Annotated in this window: 17 protein-coding genes; 8 read left to right on the forward strand and 9 right to left on the reverse strand. The window is 32.1% G+C overall.

Going from position 1 to position 19773, the window contains the following annotated elements; genetic code table 11:
- The first annotated feature begins 37 nt into the window (after positions 1-37).
- On the forward strand, positions 38-1303 hold the full coding sequence (bioA, locus tag FUA22_RS10615) for an adenosylmethionine--8-amino-7-oxononanoate transaminase (protein WP_147769066.1): 1266 nt from the start codon (positions 38-40) through the stop codon (positions 1301-1303).
- Here bioA and FUA22_RS10620 read toward each other — a convergent pair.
- Positions 1289-1720 carry a cytochrome c oxidase assembly factor Coa1 family protein gene (locus tag FUA22_RS10620; protein WP_147768120.1) on the reverse strand — a complete coding sequence of 144 codons (432 nt, stop codon included), beginning with the start codon at positions 1718-1720 and terminating at the stop codon, positions 1289-1291. The genes bioA and FUA22_RS10620 overlap by 15 nt on opposite strands.
- A 140-nt stretch (positions 1721-1860) precedes the next feature.
- Here FUA22_RS10620 and FUA22_RS10625 point away from each other — a divergent pair, with 140 nt between their 5' ends.
- The 3 genes from FUA22_RS10625 to FUA22_RS10635 are packed head-to-tail and all read left to right on the forward strand — an operon-like array spanning position 1861 to position 5091.
- On the forward strand, positions 1861-3018 hold the full coding sequence (locus FUA22_RS10625; RefSeq protein WP_147768122.1) for a beta-ketoacyl synthase N-terminal-like domain-containing protein: 1158 nt from the start codon (positions 1861-1863) through the stop codon (positions 3016-3018).
- A 51-nt stretch (positions 3019-3069) separates the two neighbouring features.
- Positions 3070-4164 carry a biotin synthase BioB gene (gene bioB, locus FUA22_RS10630; protein WP_147768123.1) on the forward strand — a complete coding sequence of 365 codons (1095 nt, stop codon included), beginning with the start codon at positions 3070-3072 and terminating at the stop codon, positions 4162-4164.
- A 54-nt stretch (positions 4165-4218) separates the two neighbouring features.
- Positions 4219-5091: a cupin-like domain-containing protein gene (locus FUA22_RS10635; RefSeq protein WP_147768125.1), complete on the forward strand. Its 873-nt coding sequence runs from the start codon at positions 4219-4221 to the stop codon at positions 5089-5091.
- On the opposite strand, the gene FUA22_RS10640 is transcribed toward FUA22_RS10635, so the two are convergent.
- Positions 5081-5554: a regulatory protein RecX gene (locus tag FUA22_RS10640; protein ID WP_147768128.1), complete on the reverse strand. Its 474-nt coding sequence runs from the start codon at positions 5552-5554 to the stop codon at positions 5081-5083. The genes FUA22_RS10635 and FUA22_RS10640 overlap by 11 nt on opposite strands.
- An 80-nt stretch (positions 5555-5634) precedes the next feature.
- Here FUA22_RS10640 and FUA22_RS10645 point away from each other — a divergent pair, with 80 nt between their 5' ends.
- Complete coding sequence (locus tag FUA22_RS10645) at positions 5635-7965, forward strand: T9SS type A sorting domain-containing protein (protein ID WP_147768130.1); 2331 nt, start codon at positions 5635-5637, stop codon at positions 7963-7965.
- A gap of 4 nt (positions 7966-7969) precedes the next feature.
- Here the strand turns inward: FUA22_RS10645 and FUA22_RS10650 are convergent, their stop codons facing one another.
- From FUA22_RS10650 to gdhA, 4 genes are all read right to left on the reverse strand, one after another.
- Positions 7970-10378 (reverse strand): TonB-dependent receptor plug domain-containing protein, encoded by a 2409-nt coding sequence (locus FUA22_RS10650; protein ID WP_147768132.1) that lies wholly within the window; start codon positions 10376-10378, stop codon positions 7970-7972.
- Between the two features lie 3 nt (positions 10379-10381).
- Positions 10382-11101, reverse strand: coding sequence for a DNA repair protein RecO (gene recO, locus FUA22_RS10655; protein ID WP_147768134.1), 720 nt, complete (start codon positions 11099-11101; stop codon positions 10382-10384).
- On the reverse strand, positions 11101-13449 hold the full coding sequence (gene porZ, locus FUA22_RS10660; protein WP_147768136.1) for a type IX secretion system anionic LPS delivery protein PorZ: 2349 nt from the start codon (positions 13447-13449) through the stop codon (positions 11101-11103). Before porZ ends, recO begins: the two co-directional genes overlap by 1 nt.
- Positions 13450-13571: 122 nt before the next feature.
- The gene (gdhA, locus tag FUA22_RS10665; RefSeq protein WP_147768138.1) at positions 13572-14915 is read right to left on the reverse strand and encodes an NADP-specific glutamate dehydrogenase; all 1344 of its coding nucleotides are present in this window, start codon (positions 14913-14915) and stop codon (positions 13572-13574) included.
- 196 nt (positions 14916-15111) lie between these two features.
- On the opposite strand from gdhA, the gene FUA22_RS10670 reads away from it, so the two are divergent.
- Positions 15112-15942, forward strand: coding sequence for a THC0290_0291 family protein (locus FUA22_RS10670; protein ID WP_147768140.1), 831 nt, complete (start codon positions 15112-15114; stop codon positions 15940-15942).
- 9 nt (positions 15943-15951) lie between these two features.
- Here the strand turns inward: FUA22_RS10670 and FUA22_RS10675 are convergent, their stop codons facing one another.
- Complete coding sequence (locus tag FUA22_RS10675; RefSeq protein ID WP_147768142.1) at positions 15952-16413, reverse strand: DinB family protein; 462 nt, start codon at positions 16411-16413, stop codon at positions 15952-15954.
- A gap of 74 nt (positions 16414-16487) precedes the next feature.
- Here FUA22_RS10675 and FUA22_RS10680 point away from each other — a divergent pair, with 74 nt between their 5' ends.
- Positions 16488-16838: an arsenate reductase family protein gene (locus FUA22_RS10680; RefSeq protein WP_147768144.1), complete on the forward strand. Its 351-nt coding sequence runs from the start codon at positions 16488-16490 to the stop codon at positions 16836-16838.
- Between the two features lie 367 nt (positions 16839-17205).
- Here the strand turns inward: FUA22_RS10680 and FUA22_RS10685 are convergent, their stop codons facing one another.
- Positions 17206-17394 carry a hypothetical protein gene (locus FUA22_RS10685; RefSeq protein WP_147768146.1) on the reverse strand — a complete coding sequence of 63 codons (189 nt, stop codon included), beginning with the start codon at positions 17392-17394 and terminating at the stop codon, positions 17206-17208.
- A gap of 313 nt (positions 17395-17707) precedes the next feature.
- Here FUA22_RS10685 and FUA22_RS10690 point away from each other — a divergent pair, with 313 nt between their 5' ends.
- Positions 17708-18451 carry an SOS response-associated peptidase gene (locus tag FUA22_RS10690; protein WP_147768148.1) on the forward strand — a complete coding sequence of 248 codons (744 nt, stop codon included), beginning with the start codon at positions 17708-17710 and terminating at the stop codon, positions 18449-18451.
- A 262-nt stretch (positions 18452-18713) separates the two neighbouring features.
- Here the strand turns inward: FUA22_RS10690 and FUA22_RS10695 are convergent, their stop codons facing one another.
- Positions 18714-19589, reverse strand: coding sequence for a toxin-antitoxin system YwqK family antitoxin (locus tag FUA22_RS10695; protein WP_147768150.1), 876 nt, complete (start codon positions 19587-19589; stop codon positions 18714-18716).
- Positions 19590-19773 lie beyond the last annotated feature (184 nt).

Consider the following 19773-nt stretch of genomic DNA (forward strand, 5'->3'; position numbering starts at 1 on the left):
AATTATGCGATGCTGAAATAAATTCAGCATGACGAATATGACACTCAAAGAACGCGATAAAAAACATATTTGGCACCCGTTAACACAACATAAATTACACCCTGAAGCTATTGCCATAACCAAAGCAAAAGATTGTTTGCTTTATGATGAAGATGGCAATGAATACATAGATGCCATTGCCTCTTGGTATACCTGTATGTATGGACATTGTAACGACTATATTACCGGCAAGGTGGCTGCTCAAATGCAACAGTTAGATCAAGTTGTTTTTAGCGGTTTCACACATGAACCAGCAATAAAATTATCGGAAGAGTTGATTAAGATCCTTCCAGACAATCAAAACAAAATTTTCTTTAGTGATAATGGCTCTACTTCAGTAGAAATTGGTGTTAAAATGGCCTTACAATACCATTCTAACAAAGGTAAAAAACGTAATGTTTTAATTGCTTTTGAAGATGGTTTTCATGGCGATACTTTTGGGGCTATGAGCGTTTCTGGTTTATCAGTTTATAATGGTCCATTTGAAGAATTCTTTATCACCGTAAAACGAATCCCAACACCTAATGGAGAAAACAACCAAGCTATTTTAAATCAATTAAGTGATATAGTAAAGAAAAATGCAGTAGCTGGATTTATTTATGAACCAATGGTGCAAGGCGCTGCAGCCATGAAAATGTATGATACAAATGGCTTATCAGAGATTTTAAAATTTTGTAAAGCAAAAAATATCATAACCATCGCTGATGAAGTTATGACAGGTTTTGGAAAAACTGGAAAATATTTTGCATCAGACTATATTGAAATAAAACCAGATGTTATTTGTTTGAGTAAGGCGTTAACAGGAGGTTTGGTACCAATGGCCATAACCACATGTACCCAAGGAATTTATGAGGCCTTTTACAGTGATGACATTGGAAAAGGGCTCTTTCATGCACACACCTATTCAGCTAACCCTATAGCATGTACTGCGGCATTGGCAAGTGTTGAGCTGCTTCAATCTTCCGAAATCCAAATTAATATTACTGAAATAATTGCTTCACATAAGAAGTTTGGTACGCATATAAAAGAGCATTCAAAAGTAAAATCAATACGTCAAACAGGTGTCATTTTTGCACTAGATTTGAATGTTGAAATGGAGCGTTATGGAGATTTAAGAGATAATCTTTTTAAATTCTTTATGGATAATGGCGTTTTTCTGCGTCCGTTAGGGAATACTATTTATATTCAAGCACCTTACGTTATTACTCAAAACCAATTAAATAAGATTTACAAAGTCATTGAAGATGTTTTAGATACCCTCTAAATCTTTTTTTAGTAAATTGATTTGCTCTTGGGTTTCCTTTATGGTAACATATAACAATTTATAGGTCCACTCACCATCAGTTTTTGTCCCAACAACTGTGATTGAGCCTACTCCATTCGGACCTTTAATAGGAATGGAAAAATCAGCTTCTCCGTCATTATTTTTCAATGAAATATTTCCGCTAATAATACCATCAGATTCGATAGGCTCTCCAAGAACAGCAATAACTTCTGCATTATTAGAGGCTTCGCTTAGGGCATATTCATAAGGTGCAGAAGAAGTAAACATTTTAGAAACTCCAACAAACAGTGTTCCTATTCCCATTACAGCCAAAACAATTAATGTTAAGCAACCTCCAACAGGCAAAACCCATGGCCAATTTCTTCCAAACCAACTCTTCTGATTAGTTTCCTCCATAATGTCTGAGTAATTATTTATAAAGATATGTGTCCTTTTTTTAATAGCTGTTACACTATTTCAAGATTTTGTTTTTCTAACCATGAATTACTGTGAAATAACTCTAAGAACATGTACTTTTGCCTAAAAGTTACCAAACCTTGCAAAACATAATTTCTATTACCGCGGTTTCATCAATTTCTCCATTAGGAAAATCTTTAGATGAAGCTTGGGAGAGCTATCAAAAAAATAAGCATTGTATTTCAGAAAAATCATTTCAAGAAACAGATGCTTTAGTTGCTGAAATTCCATCAGAAGCAAAACAAGAAATTGAAATTTTACGTCAGTCTGATCAGAAATATAAATCTCTAGATGAGACTGTTTTGTACGCCATTTACGCTTCTAGACAAGCTATAAAACAATCTGGCTGGAATACTTCTGACAATTTTGGAATAAATATAGGATCTTCTAGAGGTGCTACTACTCTTTTTGAAAGTTATCATAAAAGTTTTTTAAAGAACAATAAAGCAAAAACTTTAAGTTCACCAACAACTACATTAGGAAATATTGCATCATGGGTGGCACATGATTTACAAACTCAAGGACCAGAAATTAGTCATTCTATAACTTGCTCTACTGCTTTACATTCAATGCTTAATGGCATTGCTTGGATAAACTCTGGTATGTGTAACAAATTTTTAGTTGGTGGAAGTGAAGCACCTTTAACTCCGTTTACTATTGCCCAAATGCAGGCCCTTAAAATATATTCTAAACAGGAAGGTGACTATCCGTGTAAAGCGTTAGACCTTACTAAAAAACAAAACACCATGGTTTTGGGTGAGGGCGCCTCTATGGTTTGTTTGGAGGAAGGAGAAAAAGACAATGCTTTGGCATTAGTTAAAGGCTATGGTTATGCAACAGAAATTTTAGAACACAATATTTCCATTTCTAGTGATGCACAGTGTTTTCAGCGTTCTATAAAAATGGCTTTGGGAGATATCCCTCTAAAGGATATTGATGTTATTGTTATGCATGCCCCTGGTACTATAAAGGGGGATTTGAGTGAATTTAGAGCAATAGAAGCAATTTTTAAAGACGACTTACCTGCCGTCACTTCCAATAAATGGAAAATAGGGCATACGTTTGGAGCTTCAGGAACTTTAAGTTTAGAATTAGCCATTTTGATGTTAAATCATCAAAAATTTATTGGAGTCCCGTATTTAAAAAATCAAAAACAACCAGAAAAAATTAAAAACATATTAGTGAATGCCGTAGGTTTTGGCGGTAATGCCGTGAGTATATTATTAAGTAAAAAGTAAACCAAAGTACTATTTAATTAGTATTTTTGGTCTCGGATTAACTGACCTATTATGAGTGAAACAAGACACAATTGGACTAAAGAAGAAATTCTAGCTATATACAACAAACCATTAATGGAGCTGCTTTATGAGGCGGCTACAATTCATAGAGAGCGCCATGACCCTAATGTGGTTCAGGTAAGCACTTTGCTCTCTGTTAAAACAGGAGGTTGTTCGGAAGATTGTGGATATTGCCCACAAGCCGCTCGTTATCATACTGATATTGAAGGGAATGATTTAATGTCTGTAAAGCAAGTTAAAGCCCAAGCTTTAAGAGCTAAATCAGGCGGTAGTTCACGTGTGTGCATGGGAGCCGCATGGAGAAATGTAAAGGATGGCGAAGAGTTTGATCAGGTTTTAGAAATGGTAAGAACCATTAATAAGCTAGATATGGAAGTTTGCTGTACTTTAGGAATGCTGACAGAAAACCAAGCAAAACGTTTAGCGGAAGCCGGATTATATGCTTACAATCATAATTTAGATTCATCTGAAGAGTATTATAAAGAAGTTATTTCAACAAGAGGGTTTCAAGATAGATTAGACACCATTGAAAACGTCCGCAAAACCAATGTTACGGTATGCAGTGGAGGTATTATTGGTATGGGAGAAAATTTAGAAGATAGAGCCGGTATGTTAGTAGCGCTTTCTACTTTGAATCCACAACCAGAATCTACTCCAATTAATGCTTTGGTTGCTGTTGAAGGCACGCCATTAGAAGACGAAAAACCAGTTTCTATTTGGGAAATGATTCGTATGGTAGCTACTACCAGAATTGTGATGCCAGAAACTCAGGTTCGTTTGAGTGCCGGCCGTACTCAAATGACAAGAGAAGGTCAAGCCATGTGTTTCTTTGCGGGTGCTAACTCTATTTTTGCGGGAGATAAGCTGTTAACCACACCTAATCCGGATGTGAATGAGGATATGGAAATGTTTGCAGTTTTAGGTTTAGAGCCTCAAAAGCCTTTTACTAAAAAGGTGCAACCACAAACGGTTGAAGCACAAGACTCTGAATTTGAAAGTTTAGGTGAAAAACCCAAATGGACAAGACCTGAGCATACTATAGAACGCAACGAAGCGGCTAAAGAAAAGGCCAAAGCCTTAAAGTAGTACGCTTTTGTTTATATTCGTTTTTTTAAATTTGGTAATCTAAATTTCAAAAATTTGAAACTGAGTTTACAAGACATTCCTAGGGTTAAAACTATTAGCAAACAGGATTTTATTAAACACTACTTTAAACCACAAAAACCTGTGGTTATTCAACATTTTATTGAAGATTGGCCCGCATACTCTAAATGGAATTTAGACTATATTAAAGAAATTGCTGGAGACATTATCGTGCCCCTTTATGATGACAGACCTGTAGATTATAAAGATGGTTTTAATGAACCACATGCCACCATGAAAATGGCAGATTATATTGATTTATTAAAGCGAGAACCTACTAAATACCGCATTTTTCTTTGGAATATTTTAAAAGAAATTCCGCAATTGCAAAAAGATTTTAAGTTTCCTGATTTTGGATTACGTCTGATGAAAGGCATTCCTATGTTGTTTTTTGGTGGTGAAGATTCGCATACATTTATGCATTATGATATTGATTTAGCTAATATTTTTCATTTTCATTTTGAAGGTAAAAAGCAATGTATTCTGTTTGATCAAAAACAAAATGATTATATCTATAAAATACCTCATTCGCTCATCACTAGAGAAGATATAAATTTTAAAAATCCAGACTTTAAAAAATGGCCGGCGCTTAAAAATGCAAAAGGCTATATAACAGAGCTTAACCATGGTGAAATTTTATACATGCCAGAAGGATATTGGCACTATATGCGGTACATTACCCCAGGATTTTCTATGAGTTTACGTGCCATTGCACGAAACCCCAAAAACCTTAGTAAAGCGGTATATAATATTTTTGTAATGCGCTACTTTGATAATGTTATGAGGCGCATAAAGGGACAAAAATGGATTGACTGGAAAAACGAACAAGCGGTTACAAGAACACATGCTAAAAATGGATTTACTCTATAAGTTCTGATGCCTTTTCATACACCAAGTGTGACTCCCATCCCCTATATAATAAATAATCAACGAGCTTTTTTTTCTTCTTGAACTTATTTTTGTCCGTTAAGGTTAAAAAGTGCTTTTCGGCTAAATCATTAAATGTTTTGTAATAATTTTCATCTTCAATTTCATTAATTGCTTGATTTATATTAGCTTTGGAGATATCTTTTTTCTTTAATTCTAAAGTTAATCGATATTTGCCCCACTTCTTAATATTGAACTTTCCCCTTACAAATGCTTTGGTAAAACGTTCTTCGTTTAGAAAGTTATGCTTTATTAAATGGACAATAATTACGTCTATGGCTTCAGGAATCATATTCATTTTCTGAAGTTTTTGCTTAACTTCTTTATGACAGCGTTCTTGATATACGCAGTAGTGTTCGAGGTTTTTTTTTGCTTCGTCTAAAGTGTATGTCTGTTTTTTAACCATTATGATTAAAGGTAAAGGGAATTGATTAATAGCAAATCTAAATTTTTATTTTACCAAATCTAAAAATTAAACTTAACTAAATGAAAAAAGTATTTTCAATTCTTATTTTATTGGTATGCCCAATAATCTATGGGCAAAGTATTTTTTCTAATGACATCATTGGAAGTAATCCACATTTGGATAACCCATATATTACTGGACAAATTGTAGACCCTAATATTACCGTGACCGGAATTGGAAGAGGGAGCGGATTATCTAACCCTGCTAACACCAACAATAGATACAATGCAAGGGGTTGGGATTCTGTTACATTGGACAGCAATGATTATTTCGAATTCACATTAGTCCCTAATAGTGGATATAGCATTAATTTTTCAAGTTTTATTTATACTGGACAAATATCGGGTTCAGGCCCAGTTAATTTTGCTTTTAGAAGTAGTTTAGATAATTATTCAGCAGATATTGGAGTCCCTTTAGCTAATGGTGCTACAATCGACTTATCATCTATAAACTATCAAGGTATTACAAGTTCCATAACCTTTAGAATTTATTCTTGGAGTGCTAATAGTAATGCTGGAACATTTAGCATTAATGATTTTACATTTAATGGTACTGTTACCCCTGTATGCCTTACTTCTACTACATGGGATGGCTCTTCATGGGATAATGGCAATCCAAATATTAACGTGGCAGCTACTATAAATGGTAATTATAGTACTGTTGCTCAAACTAGTTTTAGCGCCTGTTCTTTAACTATTAATGCTGGAACATTAATCATTGGTAATAACGACTATGTTGAAGTTCAGAATGATTTAGTTGTGAATGATGCTATGATAGTTAGACCTCAAGGTGCTTTTATTCAAGTAGATGATTCAGCCACTGTAACTGTATCTGGAACGATTACAGTTGAAAAAGAAACAGCCCCTGCAAATCAATGGTATGAGTACACTTACTGGAGTTCTCCTGTTAGCGGAGCCACTATCTCAAATGGTCTGGCAGATGCCCAAACTGGAAGAATATTTTCTTATAATGCACAAAATTATTTAGATGCCACCGCCGAGAATAACAATGATGATACTACTACACCAGGGCAAGATGATGTTGATGATGATAATAATGATTGGCAATCAGTATCCGCAGCTACAGTTATGACTCCAGGTATGGGCTACGCCTCTACGCATAATCGTACAATATTTGAAAGCAGTCCTGGATCTCCTAAACAATTTATCTACACATTTAATGGAGCTTTTAATAATGGAGTAATTAGTGTTCCTATTTATAGAAATGATTCTGAAACAAACGATAAAAACTGGAATTTTATTGGAAATCCTTACCCTTCTTCTATAGATGCGGATGCTTTTTTCACTTATAATCCAGATGTAGATGGGATTATTTATTTATGGTCCCAAAATACACCTCCTAGTTCTACAGCTAACGGCAATCAAGTTTTAAACTTTTCAGATTCTGACTATGCCATGATTAATGAAACAGGAGAATCTGCTGGAGGAGATGGGGTAACTCCTTCAAGGTTTATTCCTTCCGGACAAGGGTTTTTTGTAACATATGACGATGCTGCAACACCTATTTCTACCTCTGGTGACATTAGCGAAGGAAGTATTACTTTTAATAATGCTATGAGAGTTCGAGGAACATCTAACAACAGTCAATTCTTTAAAACCTCTAATTCCAAAATTAAAACAGCTTCCAACTTTGAAAACAAATTATGGATTGATTTAACCTCTAATAATGGGGTTTTCAACCAAGTACTAATTGGTTATGTTGAAGGAGCAACAAACAAATTTGACGGGCCCCGTTTTGATGCTGCAAAAACTACTTCGTTAGAAAGGTATGCTTCATTGTATTCCACTATTAAAGGGTCCGATAAAAAACTAGTAATTCAAGGAAAAAACCCATACGATTTGACTCTTAACGAAAAAATTGGTCTAGGGTTTAGCACAACAATACATATTCCAACTCAGTTCAAATTATCTATTGAGAAATTACAAGGAGAATTTTTATCAAATAACACCATTTATTTAAAAGACAAATTATTAAACAAACATCATGATTTGTCTTCTTCTGATTACTCATTTACTTCTGAAATAGGTGAATTCAATAATCGCTTCGAAATCACTTTTAAAGCTAATGCTAGTTATAATAATTCCGTTGCTCAAAAGGCAGGAGTTAAAATTTTCGAATTAGACAATGGGAATATAAACTTTTCGTCTATCAATGATTTAAGCATTAAATCTGTTCAGGTATTTGACTTTTTAAGCTCTCCTTTGTATAACTTAAAAGGTTCTTTTGATTCTAAAGCTTTTAATCTATCAAAACTTAAAAAAGCTGTTTACATAGCTAAAATTGAATTTTCTAATGGAACAATTGTCACAAAAAAATTCATTATAAAATAAAAAGCTATAAGCTAAACTTTAATGACAAGATAAAGTTTCTTCCAGGAGCTGCTATGCCTGATGAATAAGTCTTATAACGTTGATTTGTTATGTTTTCTAAAGTAGCTGTAATTGTTGTTGAATTGTTTAATCTGTACTGGCTTCTTAAATTAAGAGTGTACCAAGACGGGCTATACGGATTGCCATTAGAATCTAATGCGGACAAATAATCTTTTCCAATTTCAGAAGGAGCTAATTCATTAAACGATAATTCTCCATTATAATTTATAAAAGCATCCATTTTAAAACTATTGTTAGACCATATTAAATGTGCATTTCCAAAATTGGGAGACACATGCCTTATGGGTACTTCAATATCCCCAGCCTCTTCGCTGCCACCAATAATACTATATTGAGATTTCAAATCTAAATGATTTGCAATGCTCATTTTTAATCCAATTTCAAAACCATATATCCATGCTTTTGATGCATTCTGAATAGCTTGTATATTACTCAACTCACCATCATACATTATTTGGTTTTCTCCATTTAAGGTATAATCTCTTCTAACAAGGGCGTTATCTAAGTAAGTATAATAAGAACTCATATCTAAAACCACCTTGCTAAAATTTAGTTTTAGTCCTAATTCTCCACCATAAGCATATTCAGGCTTTAAACTTTCATTTGGCACAACAACTGAACCTGGTTCAGAATCGAAAACTTTTCCAATATCATCTATATTAGGGGCTCTAAAAGCAGAAGATGCATTTAGTTTCCATTGCAAAATATTATTAGGTGACCAACTTATTCCAGCCGTACCTGTTAAGGCACCCGCTTCATTTTTTGAAGCATTAAATGGTAAATTTAAAAAAGTGTTATTTTCTTCAAAATTTGCTTTCGATACAATATGATTAAATCTTAACCCCGACTGAAAAACAAACTTAGGGTTTGGTTTATACTTAATACTTGTATAAATGGCAGCCGATTCCCAACTTGCTCCATTAGGGTATCTTGAAACAGTATTTGATATTAAATTATTAGAAATGTTTTCTTCTGTTCCATCAGACATTACTTTGTTATAAACATATTCTAAGCCATAGAAAATTTGTGTTCTTGGGCTAAATCTTTTTTCCAAATCTAAATTAAATGAATACGCATCAACAGACTCTTCTCTTCTATTCTCTATAACAGATTGAAAATCTCTGTTAATTCTGCTTTCTTGAAAATTTTGATACGCCAAAGTGGTTTTAATCTTGTCATATAAATTTGAACGACTACTTAACTTTGTGATCTGCAAATTAGACATAAACCATTCCTGTGGGCCATAATACCACTCTGCGGAACGCAAAGTATTGTCTTTATACCTAATCAGCCGGTCGTATCTTGGAATATCGGTAGTGGCTGTGTAAAACAATCCCAAATCAAAACTTAAGTTTTCATAAGGTTCATATCTAACTTTCTGCATTAAGTTAAGTTGTTTATAACCAGAATATTTCTGAATTTGAGGATTTTTGTTTTGAATAATGTAGTCACCAGAATTAGTTGCAACTACAAATTCTGGTCTTAAATACTCATTTGGTCCATGGTTCCCCATTTTTAAATCGCCAAATTCAGTAAAACTAGCATTGGTAACAAAAGCCCATTTTTTGTATCCCAAATTAAAATCAAAATGGCCTGTTTTTTCATCACTAGCTGTTGAATAACGCAATACAATGTTCGATTTAAAAAGCAACGAATCTGTATAAGATAATCGCGGTTTTTGAGTGTAGAAACTCATGACACCACCAATAGCATCACTACCATAAATAACAGATCCAGAACCTAAAGTGACCTCGGTATTTTGAATAGCTAAAGGATCTATACTTATAACATTATGTAAGTTACCTCCTCTAAAAATAGCATTATTCATTCTAACGCCATCAACAGTTATTAATAATCTATTTGTAGAAAACCCTCTTATCATAGGACTTCCTCCTCCTAGTTGACTTTTTTGAATGTAAACTTGTCCCGAAGTTTCTAATAAATCAGCACTTGTTTGTGGGTTTGTAAAACCAATACTTTGGGAATTTATACTTGTGATTTTTTGAGGAATATCTTTTTTGTTTTGCTCAAACTTTGATGCTGAAATCACAATTTCGTCCAACCCTTGTGTGTTAGATTCTAAATAAACCGTTTTAGAGTCCCCTAATGATTCCTTAGTTGTTTTTTTTAGAATATGAGACAAATGCTTGAAATAGATGTCTTCTGTCTCTGAAAATTCGCTTAAATCAGCTTCTCCTCTAAAGTTTGTAACAATACTTTTAGACTTATCTACATTGTAAATAGCTACCCCAAAAACAGGCTCTTTTGTTACGCTATTAAGCACCTTAACATTTTGACCTTGTAACTTCAAAAAAGCCAATAAGAAAAGGGAGATAGTGAAAAAAAGCTTCATTGTTTAATTAAAAACTTGATTAAAAATCTGTAGTGATTTTGGGCGTTTAAAACTCCCCAAATGTAATTCAAAATATACCAAAATCATATTTAAAAATGATTGTCTTTGTTTTGAACTAATTTTTACTAATGATAAGGCATCAAATGTTGTGCCTAACAACTGTTTTAGAAGCATTAAATTATCACCAGAAACAGAATATTTATCTGTTTTTTTTATTTCGAACTTCCCTTCGTATAAATTAAAAAATGGCTGTTCAATTTGAGTAGGGTCTGGGTAAAAACCAAGATATTTTGTGAGATTTAATAAAAATAATAAATGAAAATTAGAATAACTAGAATGAGCATCAAGCCATAGTAAGGTAGTTTCAATATAACTGAACAAGGTTTCGTTTTGCTCTTCTTCCTTCAATACATTTGATAGCACTTCGGCTAAAAACATCACTATAGAACCTTTTATTATATTAGAATGCAAACTTGTATATACCCCACTCAGCTTGGTTTCTTTAATAGACTGTAAAGACCTATTTTCTTTATATTGGATAATAAGTTGAAGTTGTGATAATAATTGAAAATAAGCGACCTTAGAACTGCCTTTTTTACTTTTTAAAACCCCTTTAAGAATAAAACTAACAACACCTAGCTGTTCAGTATAACATTTAACAATCAGGTCATAGTCTTTATACTTTATTTTAGATAGAACAATGGCTTTTGTAGTGATTAGCATTATCTAACGACCATTAGTTTTATGACTTTAGTTTCAAAAGTATCTAAATCTGAGAGCATTACTAGATAAACTCCTGATGCCACAATATTATTGGCTAGGTTTTTACCATTCCAATAAGCTGTTCCTCCATCAATTTCTAAATTAAATCCTCTATACCTTTGATTTACTCTAGATTGTGCTTCCGCTACCAAATTACCTTCTATATCAGTAATTTTAATATTTACATTTTCAGATATGTCTTTGATTTTTACTTTTTCATTAACAATATTAAAACCTGGTCTTACAGGGTTAGGGTAAGCAAATGCACTTTCTAAATCTTCAAATGGACTAGACCCGCCAGAAAGGAAAGACACTAATCCTCTACTTGTTGCAATGTATACAATGCCATTTGTATCATCTAAAGAAACGTCGTTAATAGTGTTTGATGGTAATGGTGAATTATTCTTAGTGAAATGATGAATGGTATTTTGACCATCTGATGAAAAATAGAACAAACCAGAATCTGCTGTTCCTATCCATTTGTTGTTTGAACCATCAACTTCTATATCAGTTATAAATTGTTGAAATAATAACTCTTTTGCTATACCATCTTCTTCAATAATGATTTCATCAACCCTTATATTTTCTTCATCAAAAAAGTTTGATGTATTATATAATACACGTAATCCACTATTAGTACCTATCCATAGTTGGTTTCGTTTATCTAAAGCTAATGCCGATACTCTAGTTGAAGGCATGTTTTCATCATCTCTATAAACGCCTTTAATTTGAATATTTCCACCGCTTTCATTAAACCCGATAAAACCATAACTGTAACCTGCCGCCACCCATTTTGTTTGATCATCACCAATTACAATATCTGCAAACCCATTATTATCAAATGCCTCTGGAATAACAGTGTTTAGAGGAAATGATTTCCATTGATTATTTGATGGATTATAGGATTTTAATTGATTTTCAACTAATCCCATTGTGATCCATAAAACGCCATTATTATCAAAAGACGATTCACCCACCCTAATATCAATATAACTAGGGTTATTTGGCAAAACAAGTGATTCCAAATCACTATTTTGTTCATTGTAAAGAGTGATTGGAGTATCATCAATTATTTCCAATAAACCACTAAAAAATGAGCTTATAAATATTTGGCTATTATCTAACGGGTTTATAGATATAGCATTTAAACATTTGGCTTCAAAAACATCGCTGTAAGGGGTATTAAGCCATGTTTTATCTTGTAAATGACTATAACCTCTATTATTCAATGGATAAGGATTGAAGAATTCATTATACTCACCAAAAGTAACCCAAACTCCAGATGGTTCTGCCTCGACAGAAAATGGAATGTTCATTAAAGGCCCGTCTGGATGGATTTCTTCAAATATCACAGGATTGGAAAAAGAAGTTTTTAATATTCCGAAATCATTTGTCCCTATGTAAACATCATCCATATAAACAATAGCTGAAGTATATTCAGTATCAAAATCTACGCTAATTGGTACTTGAGAAATTAAGCTGAAATTAATATCATAAACAAAAACATTATTTTCAGTAGTAACATTCAAATATTGATTGTCAAAATTAATATTTAAAGGAACATCATTATATAAAAACAACTCAAATAATGTGTCATTAGTAATATCATAAATTCTCTTACTAGTATTTACAGCATACAATTTCGTCTCAGTACCTTCAACTATAATAAAATCTCCAGAAAATACAGTTTGCCAGTTTTGGAAATCAATGAGATTAGGGTTAGAAATTGGAGCCTTTAATATTCCGTTTCCGTTTGAACAGGCGGCATAAATATAATCTCCAAAAACTGTGGTCTGATTTACTTGAATTTGACTGCCATTGTTCCCAATAAAATAAGTATCTCCAAACTCAAGTCTTTCTAAATTAAAGACCGAAATTCCATAATTTGTAGATATATAAATAACATTTTCGTAAGCCTTAAAATGGTTTATTCTTTTATCATTAGGAGGGATTGTAGGTTTTTCAATAATATCGACAACCGATAATACCTCCTCTTCATTATCAAATGTGATTTCAACGAGACCATTTTCATAACCAATAACCAATAATTCATATGCTTCACTATAGAAAATGGTAGAAATAGTTTCTCCAGATAATCCATTTATTGTATTAAACTCCTTAATTTCATTTGTCTGTAAATCCAAACTAAAAATTGCGTTATCAGCTGCGGCAAAAATTTTATTATTGCCTTTTACAACTTCTTTTATAGAATAATATGAAAAATGACCTTGCCACAAGGCTGAAAAATCTTGCGAAAAAGATACTAGATAAAAAAAGCAAGCAAATAATAAAATATATTTCTTTTTCATAGGAGGATTAAAAATTCAAATATATTTATTACTAACGAGTTTTACTTTAAAATAATATTTTTTCAAATAAAAAAGCTCCCCTTTTTTAAGAGAAGCTTTTTTAATTTGAAAGTTATTCATACTTATACAACTCCCTGTGCTAACATTGCATCTGCAACTTTAACAAACCCAGCTATATTGGCACCCTTAACATAATCAATATATCCATCTTCTTCTTTACCGTACTCAATACAAGAATCATGAATATTGGCCATGATCTCCTTTAGTTTTAAATCTACCTCTTCTCTAGTCCAATTAAACCTCAACGAATTTTGCGTCATTTCTAATCCAGATGTTGCCACACCTCCTGCATTTGAAGCTTTTCCGGGAGCAAATAAAATTCTTGCTTTGTGAAACGCATCTATAGCACCTTTGGTTGATGGCATATTAGCTCCTTCACTCACACAAATACAACCGTTATTCAACAATGTTTTAGCATCATCTTCATTAAGCTCATTTTGTGTTGCGCAAGGTAAGGCTATATCACAAGGTATTTCCCATGGTGTTTTGCCTTTAACATACTTTGAATTAGGATATTCATTTAAGTATTCATGTATTCTTCCTCTTTTTTCGTTCTTTAATTCCATGACAAATTTTAATTTTTCAGAGTCAATACCCTCTTTATCATAAATATAACCAGAAGAATCAGATAAAGTTAAAACCTTTCCTCCTAACTGAATAACTTTTTCGGCCGCATATTGCGCTACATTACCGGACCCAGAAACAACAACTTTTTTACCTTCAAAACTATCATTCCTAGTCTCTAACATACTATCAGCAAAATATACGGTTCCATATCCTGTGGCTTCAGGCCTAATTAATGATCCTCCCCAAGACATACCTTTTCCAGTTAAAACACCAGTAAAACCATTACTAATCTTTTTATACATCCCAAAAAGGAAACCAATTTCTCTTGCACCAACTCCGATATCACCCGCAGGAACATCGGTGTTATGACCAATATGTCTAAACAACTCACCCATAAAAGCATGACAGAAACGCATAATTTCGTTGTCGCTCTTACCTTTTGGGTCAAAATCACTTCCTCCTTTACCTCCACCCATAGGCAGTGTAGTTAAACTATTTTTAAAGACCTGTTCAAAAGCCAAAAACTTTAAAATACTCATATTCACTGTTGGATGAAAACGCAACCCACCTTTATAAGGCCCAATTGCAGAATTCATTTGAATCCTATACCCCCTATTAACTTGAATTTCGCCAGAGTCATCAACCCAACACACTCTAAAAGTAATTACGCGCTCTGGCTCAACCATTCTAAGAAGAATATTCTTTCCGTAATAAATATCATGTTTAACAATGTAAGGAAGTACTGTTTCAGCAACTTCCTCAACAGCTTGTAAGAATTCTGGTTCATTACCATTTCTTTGCTTAACAAGACCTAAAAACTCATTAATAATACTTTTCATACACATAAATTGTATTAATTTTAAAAAATATGTAATTTAACGGTACAAATATACGTTATCTTTAAAAATAACCTTGTTTATTTTTGATATTCGCAATAAATATTTTTTTCAGTGAAGCTCGAAATTGGAGATATTTGATTGTTAAGCGAGTTTTTATATATTTGTTAATTAATGCTCCAAAAAGTAAAGCCCTATTATGCTTAACTTAAAACCGTTAGTTATTTTATGTTGCTTGGTTTTTTTGAATCAAGTTGTATATTCTCAATTAGGCTTTTCCCATGAAATTGGTGTGATAGCAGGACCTGTTGAGTTTAGATCAGATTTTGGTAGTCGGTTTGATGAGGAAACAAATTTAGGTAACTCCGGAATAGGGATTGGAATTGTTCATTATATTAACTTTGCTTACAGAGCAGATTGTAATTGTTATTCAACAGACACTTATTTCAATGATCATTTTAAATTAAGAAATGAAATTTCTTGGAACTACACTAGGTTAGATCACCATGGTGAATGGGTTAAGCCAAAATATACTTCTGCCAATGCGGACAAATTGAGGACACATCATGGCGTTGCTGAAAATTTTGATATTGGAACACAACTTGAATATTTCCCTAGAAGTATTCGTTCCTTTCAAGCTTTTAGTTATTTACTTGCTCCTTATATAAGTTTAGGTATTCATTATACCTCATCCTCTCCACAGGGGTGGACAGATTATGGGGATCAAGATATTTTTAATGCAGCTAATATTTATTCTTACTGGTATCAAGACCCACAATTTTTACCCCCAGTACCCGCTGGAGAACAACGTGAATATCCTGTTGATGTAAATCCTTTTTCAGATTGGTCTATGGTGGCAAGTGTTGGTGCTCGTTACAAAATTGGTGTTTTATCTGACCTATTAATTGATTTACGCTGGCAGTTATACTTTAACGATTGGGTGGACGGATTTAACCATAAACTAAGCTACAACAAGTTTAATGATTGGTTGTTGTGGTTAAATGTTGGGTATATTTATTATCTAGATTAACGGAATCTGTTACTTTACCAACTTTAGCATTGATAAAACATACCCTAAATGCATCCCTTCATGAAATAAGATGAATTCTAAGGAATCATCAATATTAATTAGTGTATTTCCAGTGGTTGAAACCGTATATTCGTTAAAGTTTTTAAACGCATCTTTTTGATAATCTTTGGCAGTTTTTTCAATGGTAGTTTCAAGTAAACCTTTTATTAGGTTAACCTCTTCTTGAGAAACAGAACCTTCTGGCTTTGTACCTTTTTTATATTTTTCAATTAATTCATCACTTACCATTGTAGGAAGCCCTGAAAGTCTATAAGCCAAAAGTTGTTCAGTAACTACTATATGGCCAATATTCCAGATGATATTATTACTGAACCCTTTAGGAATTTTATTTAGTGCTTCTAATGATAATTTCTCTAAGATTCTTTTGAAAGATTTTCGTGTGCTTTGTAAAACGTCTAACGGAAAAGCCATAGTCTTTATTTTTTTGATAAATATAGTTTTAAATGATATAATTGCACTTATTTTTGTTTTAAATAGTTATAAAAATGAAAAAAGTTTATTATCTAAAAACTTGTAACACTTGTGTTAGAATTTTAAAAGAATTGAATCTCTCTTCAGAATTTATTCTTCAGGATATAAAAAAAGAGCCCATTACAGTTAAACAATTAGATGAAATGCATGCTCTATCTGGTAATTACCAATCTCTTTTTAGTAAGCGATCTAAACTTTACAAAGAAATGGGTTTAAAGGATCAAGTTTTAGAGGAACGTGATTTCAAGAATTATATACTTGAACATTATACCTTTTTAAGTAGACCCGTTATTATTGTTGATAACGAAATTTTCATAGGTAATTCCCAAAAAACTGTTGATGCTGTAAAGACAAAAATTAGCTAATAACGTAAATACATTAAAACATTTTTTATATTTTTTATTTTCTTCTAATACTATAGATCCGTAAAACTGAAATCTTTAAAAGCTTTATAAAAAGGATCTAAAACATTAAGGTTAACAAAAATGAGAAGTAGTATTCCAGAAACAATTATAGTAAGTATTGTACATATAAAACTATCTCGCCACAATAATCTATTCTTTTCTGAAATCATAGTAAAATTCAAACCTTAGCTAATTTAAACATTTTTTTAAAAGGCTCAATAATTCTTCACCATAGTAAAGAAATTATAAGTTCCTAACTTAGATAACTAAAATGCATAAAAAAAATCCAATATTTATATTGGATTTTTGAGTTGAATTTGAATATTTTTTAAGAACTCTTCTTTTCAATTGATATTCTAATTAAGATAGCCATTAGTACCCAAATTATCCAAGTTTCACCATGAGACATTTCATAATTAGACCCTGCTAAACGTGCTATTGTAAGAACAATATAAATAATGATTGGTGAAAGAATAAGTGACACTAAAAGATTGATGATGGTGTTTTTAATATCCATAATATAAAGAATTGGTTAGTATTGTAAAGATACTAAATATAAAAAGGTAAGTTTTCAACATAATAAACCACCTAATTTTTTGAGTGATTTTTTGCTCCAGTTCATATTGTTATTTCAAATTTTCTTAATAAAGAAATCATGAGGTTTTTTATTTGTTTAATCCATTTTATGTCATTATAGTAAGTAAAGTCAATATCACCATAATTGGGTATATTTGAATATAATATTTAAAGTCTTTTTTAAAGTTGCTCCTCTGGTTAGCCTTGAACCAATAACACTCTGGTTAACTAATTAAACGGATTAGAAAATTATTATGTGTTATTCTACTACATTAAGAAAACAAAGAAAAGAAGTTGAAAAGCGTCTTTATCAGGAAATAAATACTGAGTTTGAAATAGATTTTGAATACACCCCTTATTTCCATTTAAATGGATTCTCTCATGGCAATGTTTATATTATTAAAATGGATGAGCCTGATAGGATACACCCTGCAGCTTGGGGATTAGTTCCAGATTGGGGTGTACATAACCCTGAGGTATTCTGGAAAAAAAGCAACACTTTAAATGCAAGAGCCGAAAGTTTATTTGAGAAACCCTCATTTAAAAACAGTGCTAATGATAAACGCTGTTTAATTCTTTCTGATGGTTTTTACGAGCCTCATCATGTAGGCGGCGTCTCTATTCCTCATTTTTGCTATCAGCCTTCTAAAGAATACCCAGAAGGCGATTTATTCCTGTTTGCAGGTCTTTATAATGAATTAGACAATGATTTGTTATCTGCAACTATTATTACTGTTGAGGCAAATGATTTTTTTGCTGAAGTTCATAATAAAAAGAAACGGATGCCTTTAGTGCTGGCATATGATTTATATGAAGATTGGTTAGATAATGGGCTTAACCAATCTCAACTAAATGAATTAATGGCTTACGGGTTTACTAATAGAGATTTTAAAGCACATCCGATAAACAGGGATTTGTATTATAAAAAAAACGTTAACACAAATATACCTGAGATAATCAAACCTATAGATTATCCTGAATTAAACACATTGTTTTAATATGTAACTTGAGAAGGCTTAATTTGATTAGGCTCTTATCCTTCAAATCAATTTATCATGATTACTAGATTAGGGCGTAAAAAAAGAGCTACATTTCTGTAACTCTTTGATTTTAAAAGCTCCCTCTAATATTGTTTTGTCGAACCAATTTAATGAGGAACTAAAACGATTCGCTTTTTTGAATATTATTTTTAATAAATGAGATGGTACTCATTTAATATCTGGACTATTGAATTATTTACAATTACATGGAACCTAATAATTAATTTTCGTAATTTTCCTTTAAAAGTAATTTTCCATCTTCATCATAGTATCTCCATTCACCAATCATATGACCAAATTTATAAAATCCTTTTGCCCATAATTGACTATTTGGATGGTATTGCTCCCATAATCCATCTATATTTCCTTTACTATAATTTACTTTCCTTTTTAATTGACCACTTTCATAATATTCTTGCCAAAGCCCCTTTTTAGTCCCTTTATTGTAATTTCCCTTACTCTCAAGTATGCCATTAGAATAATATGCCTTCCACTCCCCATCCCTTTCTCCATCAATGTAACTTCCTTCAATTAAAAGTTGACCATTTTCATGTTTTTTTTGATAAAGCCCGTCACTAAGTTTTTCAATTAAATCAGATTCTTCATTTAATTGAATATTTTTTAATATCTCATTCCTTTGTGACATATCATCATGCGCTGTTGCTGCAATTTCTTTGTTATAATCCAACATATCCTTTACATCATTTTGTATTATTGGGTTTTTAGACTTATTAGTATTATTTATAGGAAGAGGTATATCAATATCATTACCAGATATCTCCATAACAGCACCTGTCGCAATTGCTACCCCTGAAACCAAAGAACCAAGTCCAGATTCCTTAGGGCTTTTATAGTCATTATTATAATGAATCCACCCTAAATTATCAGGCACACCATTTTTTACAAAAACATATTTTTGCACTTTTCCCTTTTTGTTATAACGAATTACTCTTCCCGTAACCAAAGTTGTATCTGTTTTTAAATAGAATAATCCCTTAATTTCTTTGGTGTCAGAAATATTAATCTCGTTATGGTTGATTTGTCCTTTACAAACAAACATTAAAGCAATAAAAATCAACGTAAATAATTGTTTCATAATTTATGCTTTTAATCATTTAATATTACGCCGTTATAATAAAACGCTAAATCTAAAAACCATAATAACCTGTGAAGGAAAGCATTATTGTTGGTTCTAACAATATAGAAAATAAAAGTGACAATAACCCATATAGAGTTTGTTAGAGCTATTTGAAACTGTAAAAGATATTTAAAAACAAAAA

The sequence above is a fragment of the Seonamhaeicola maritimus genome (genome assembly GCF_008056315.1).
Taxonomy (GTDB): Bacteria; Bacteroidota; Bacteroidia; order Flavobacteriales; family Flavobacteriaceae; genus Seonamhaeicola; species Seonamhaeicola maritimus.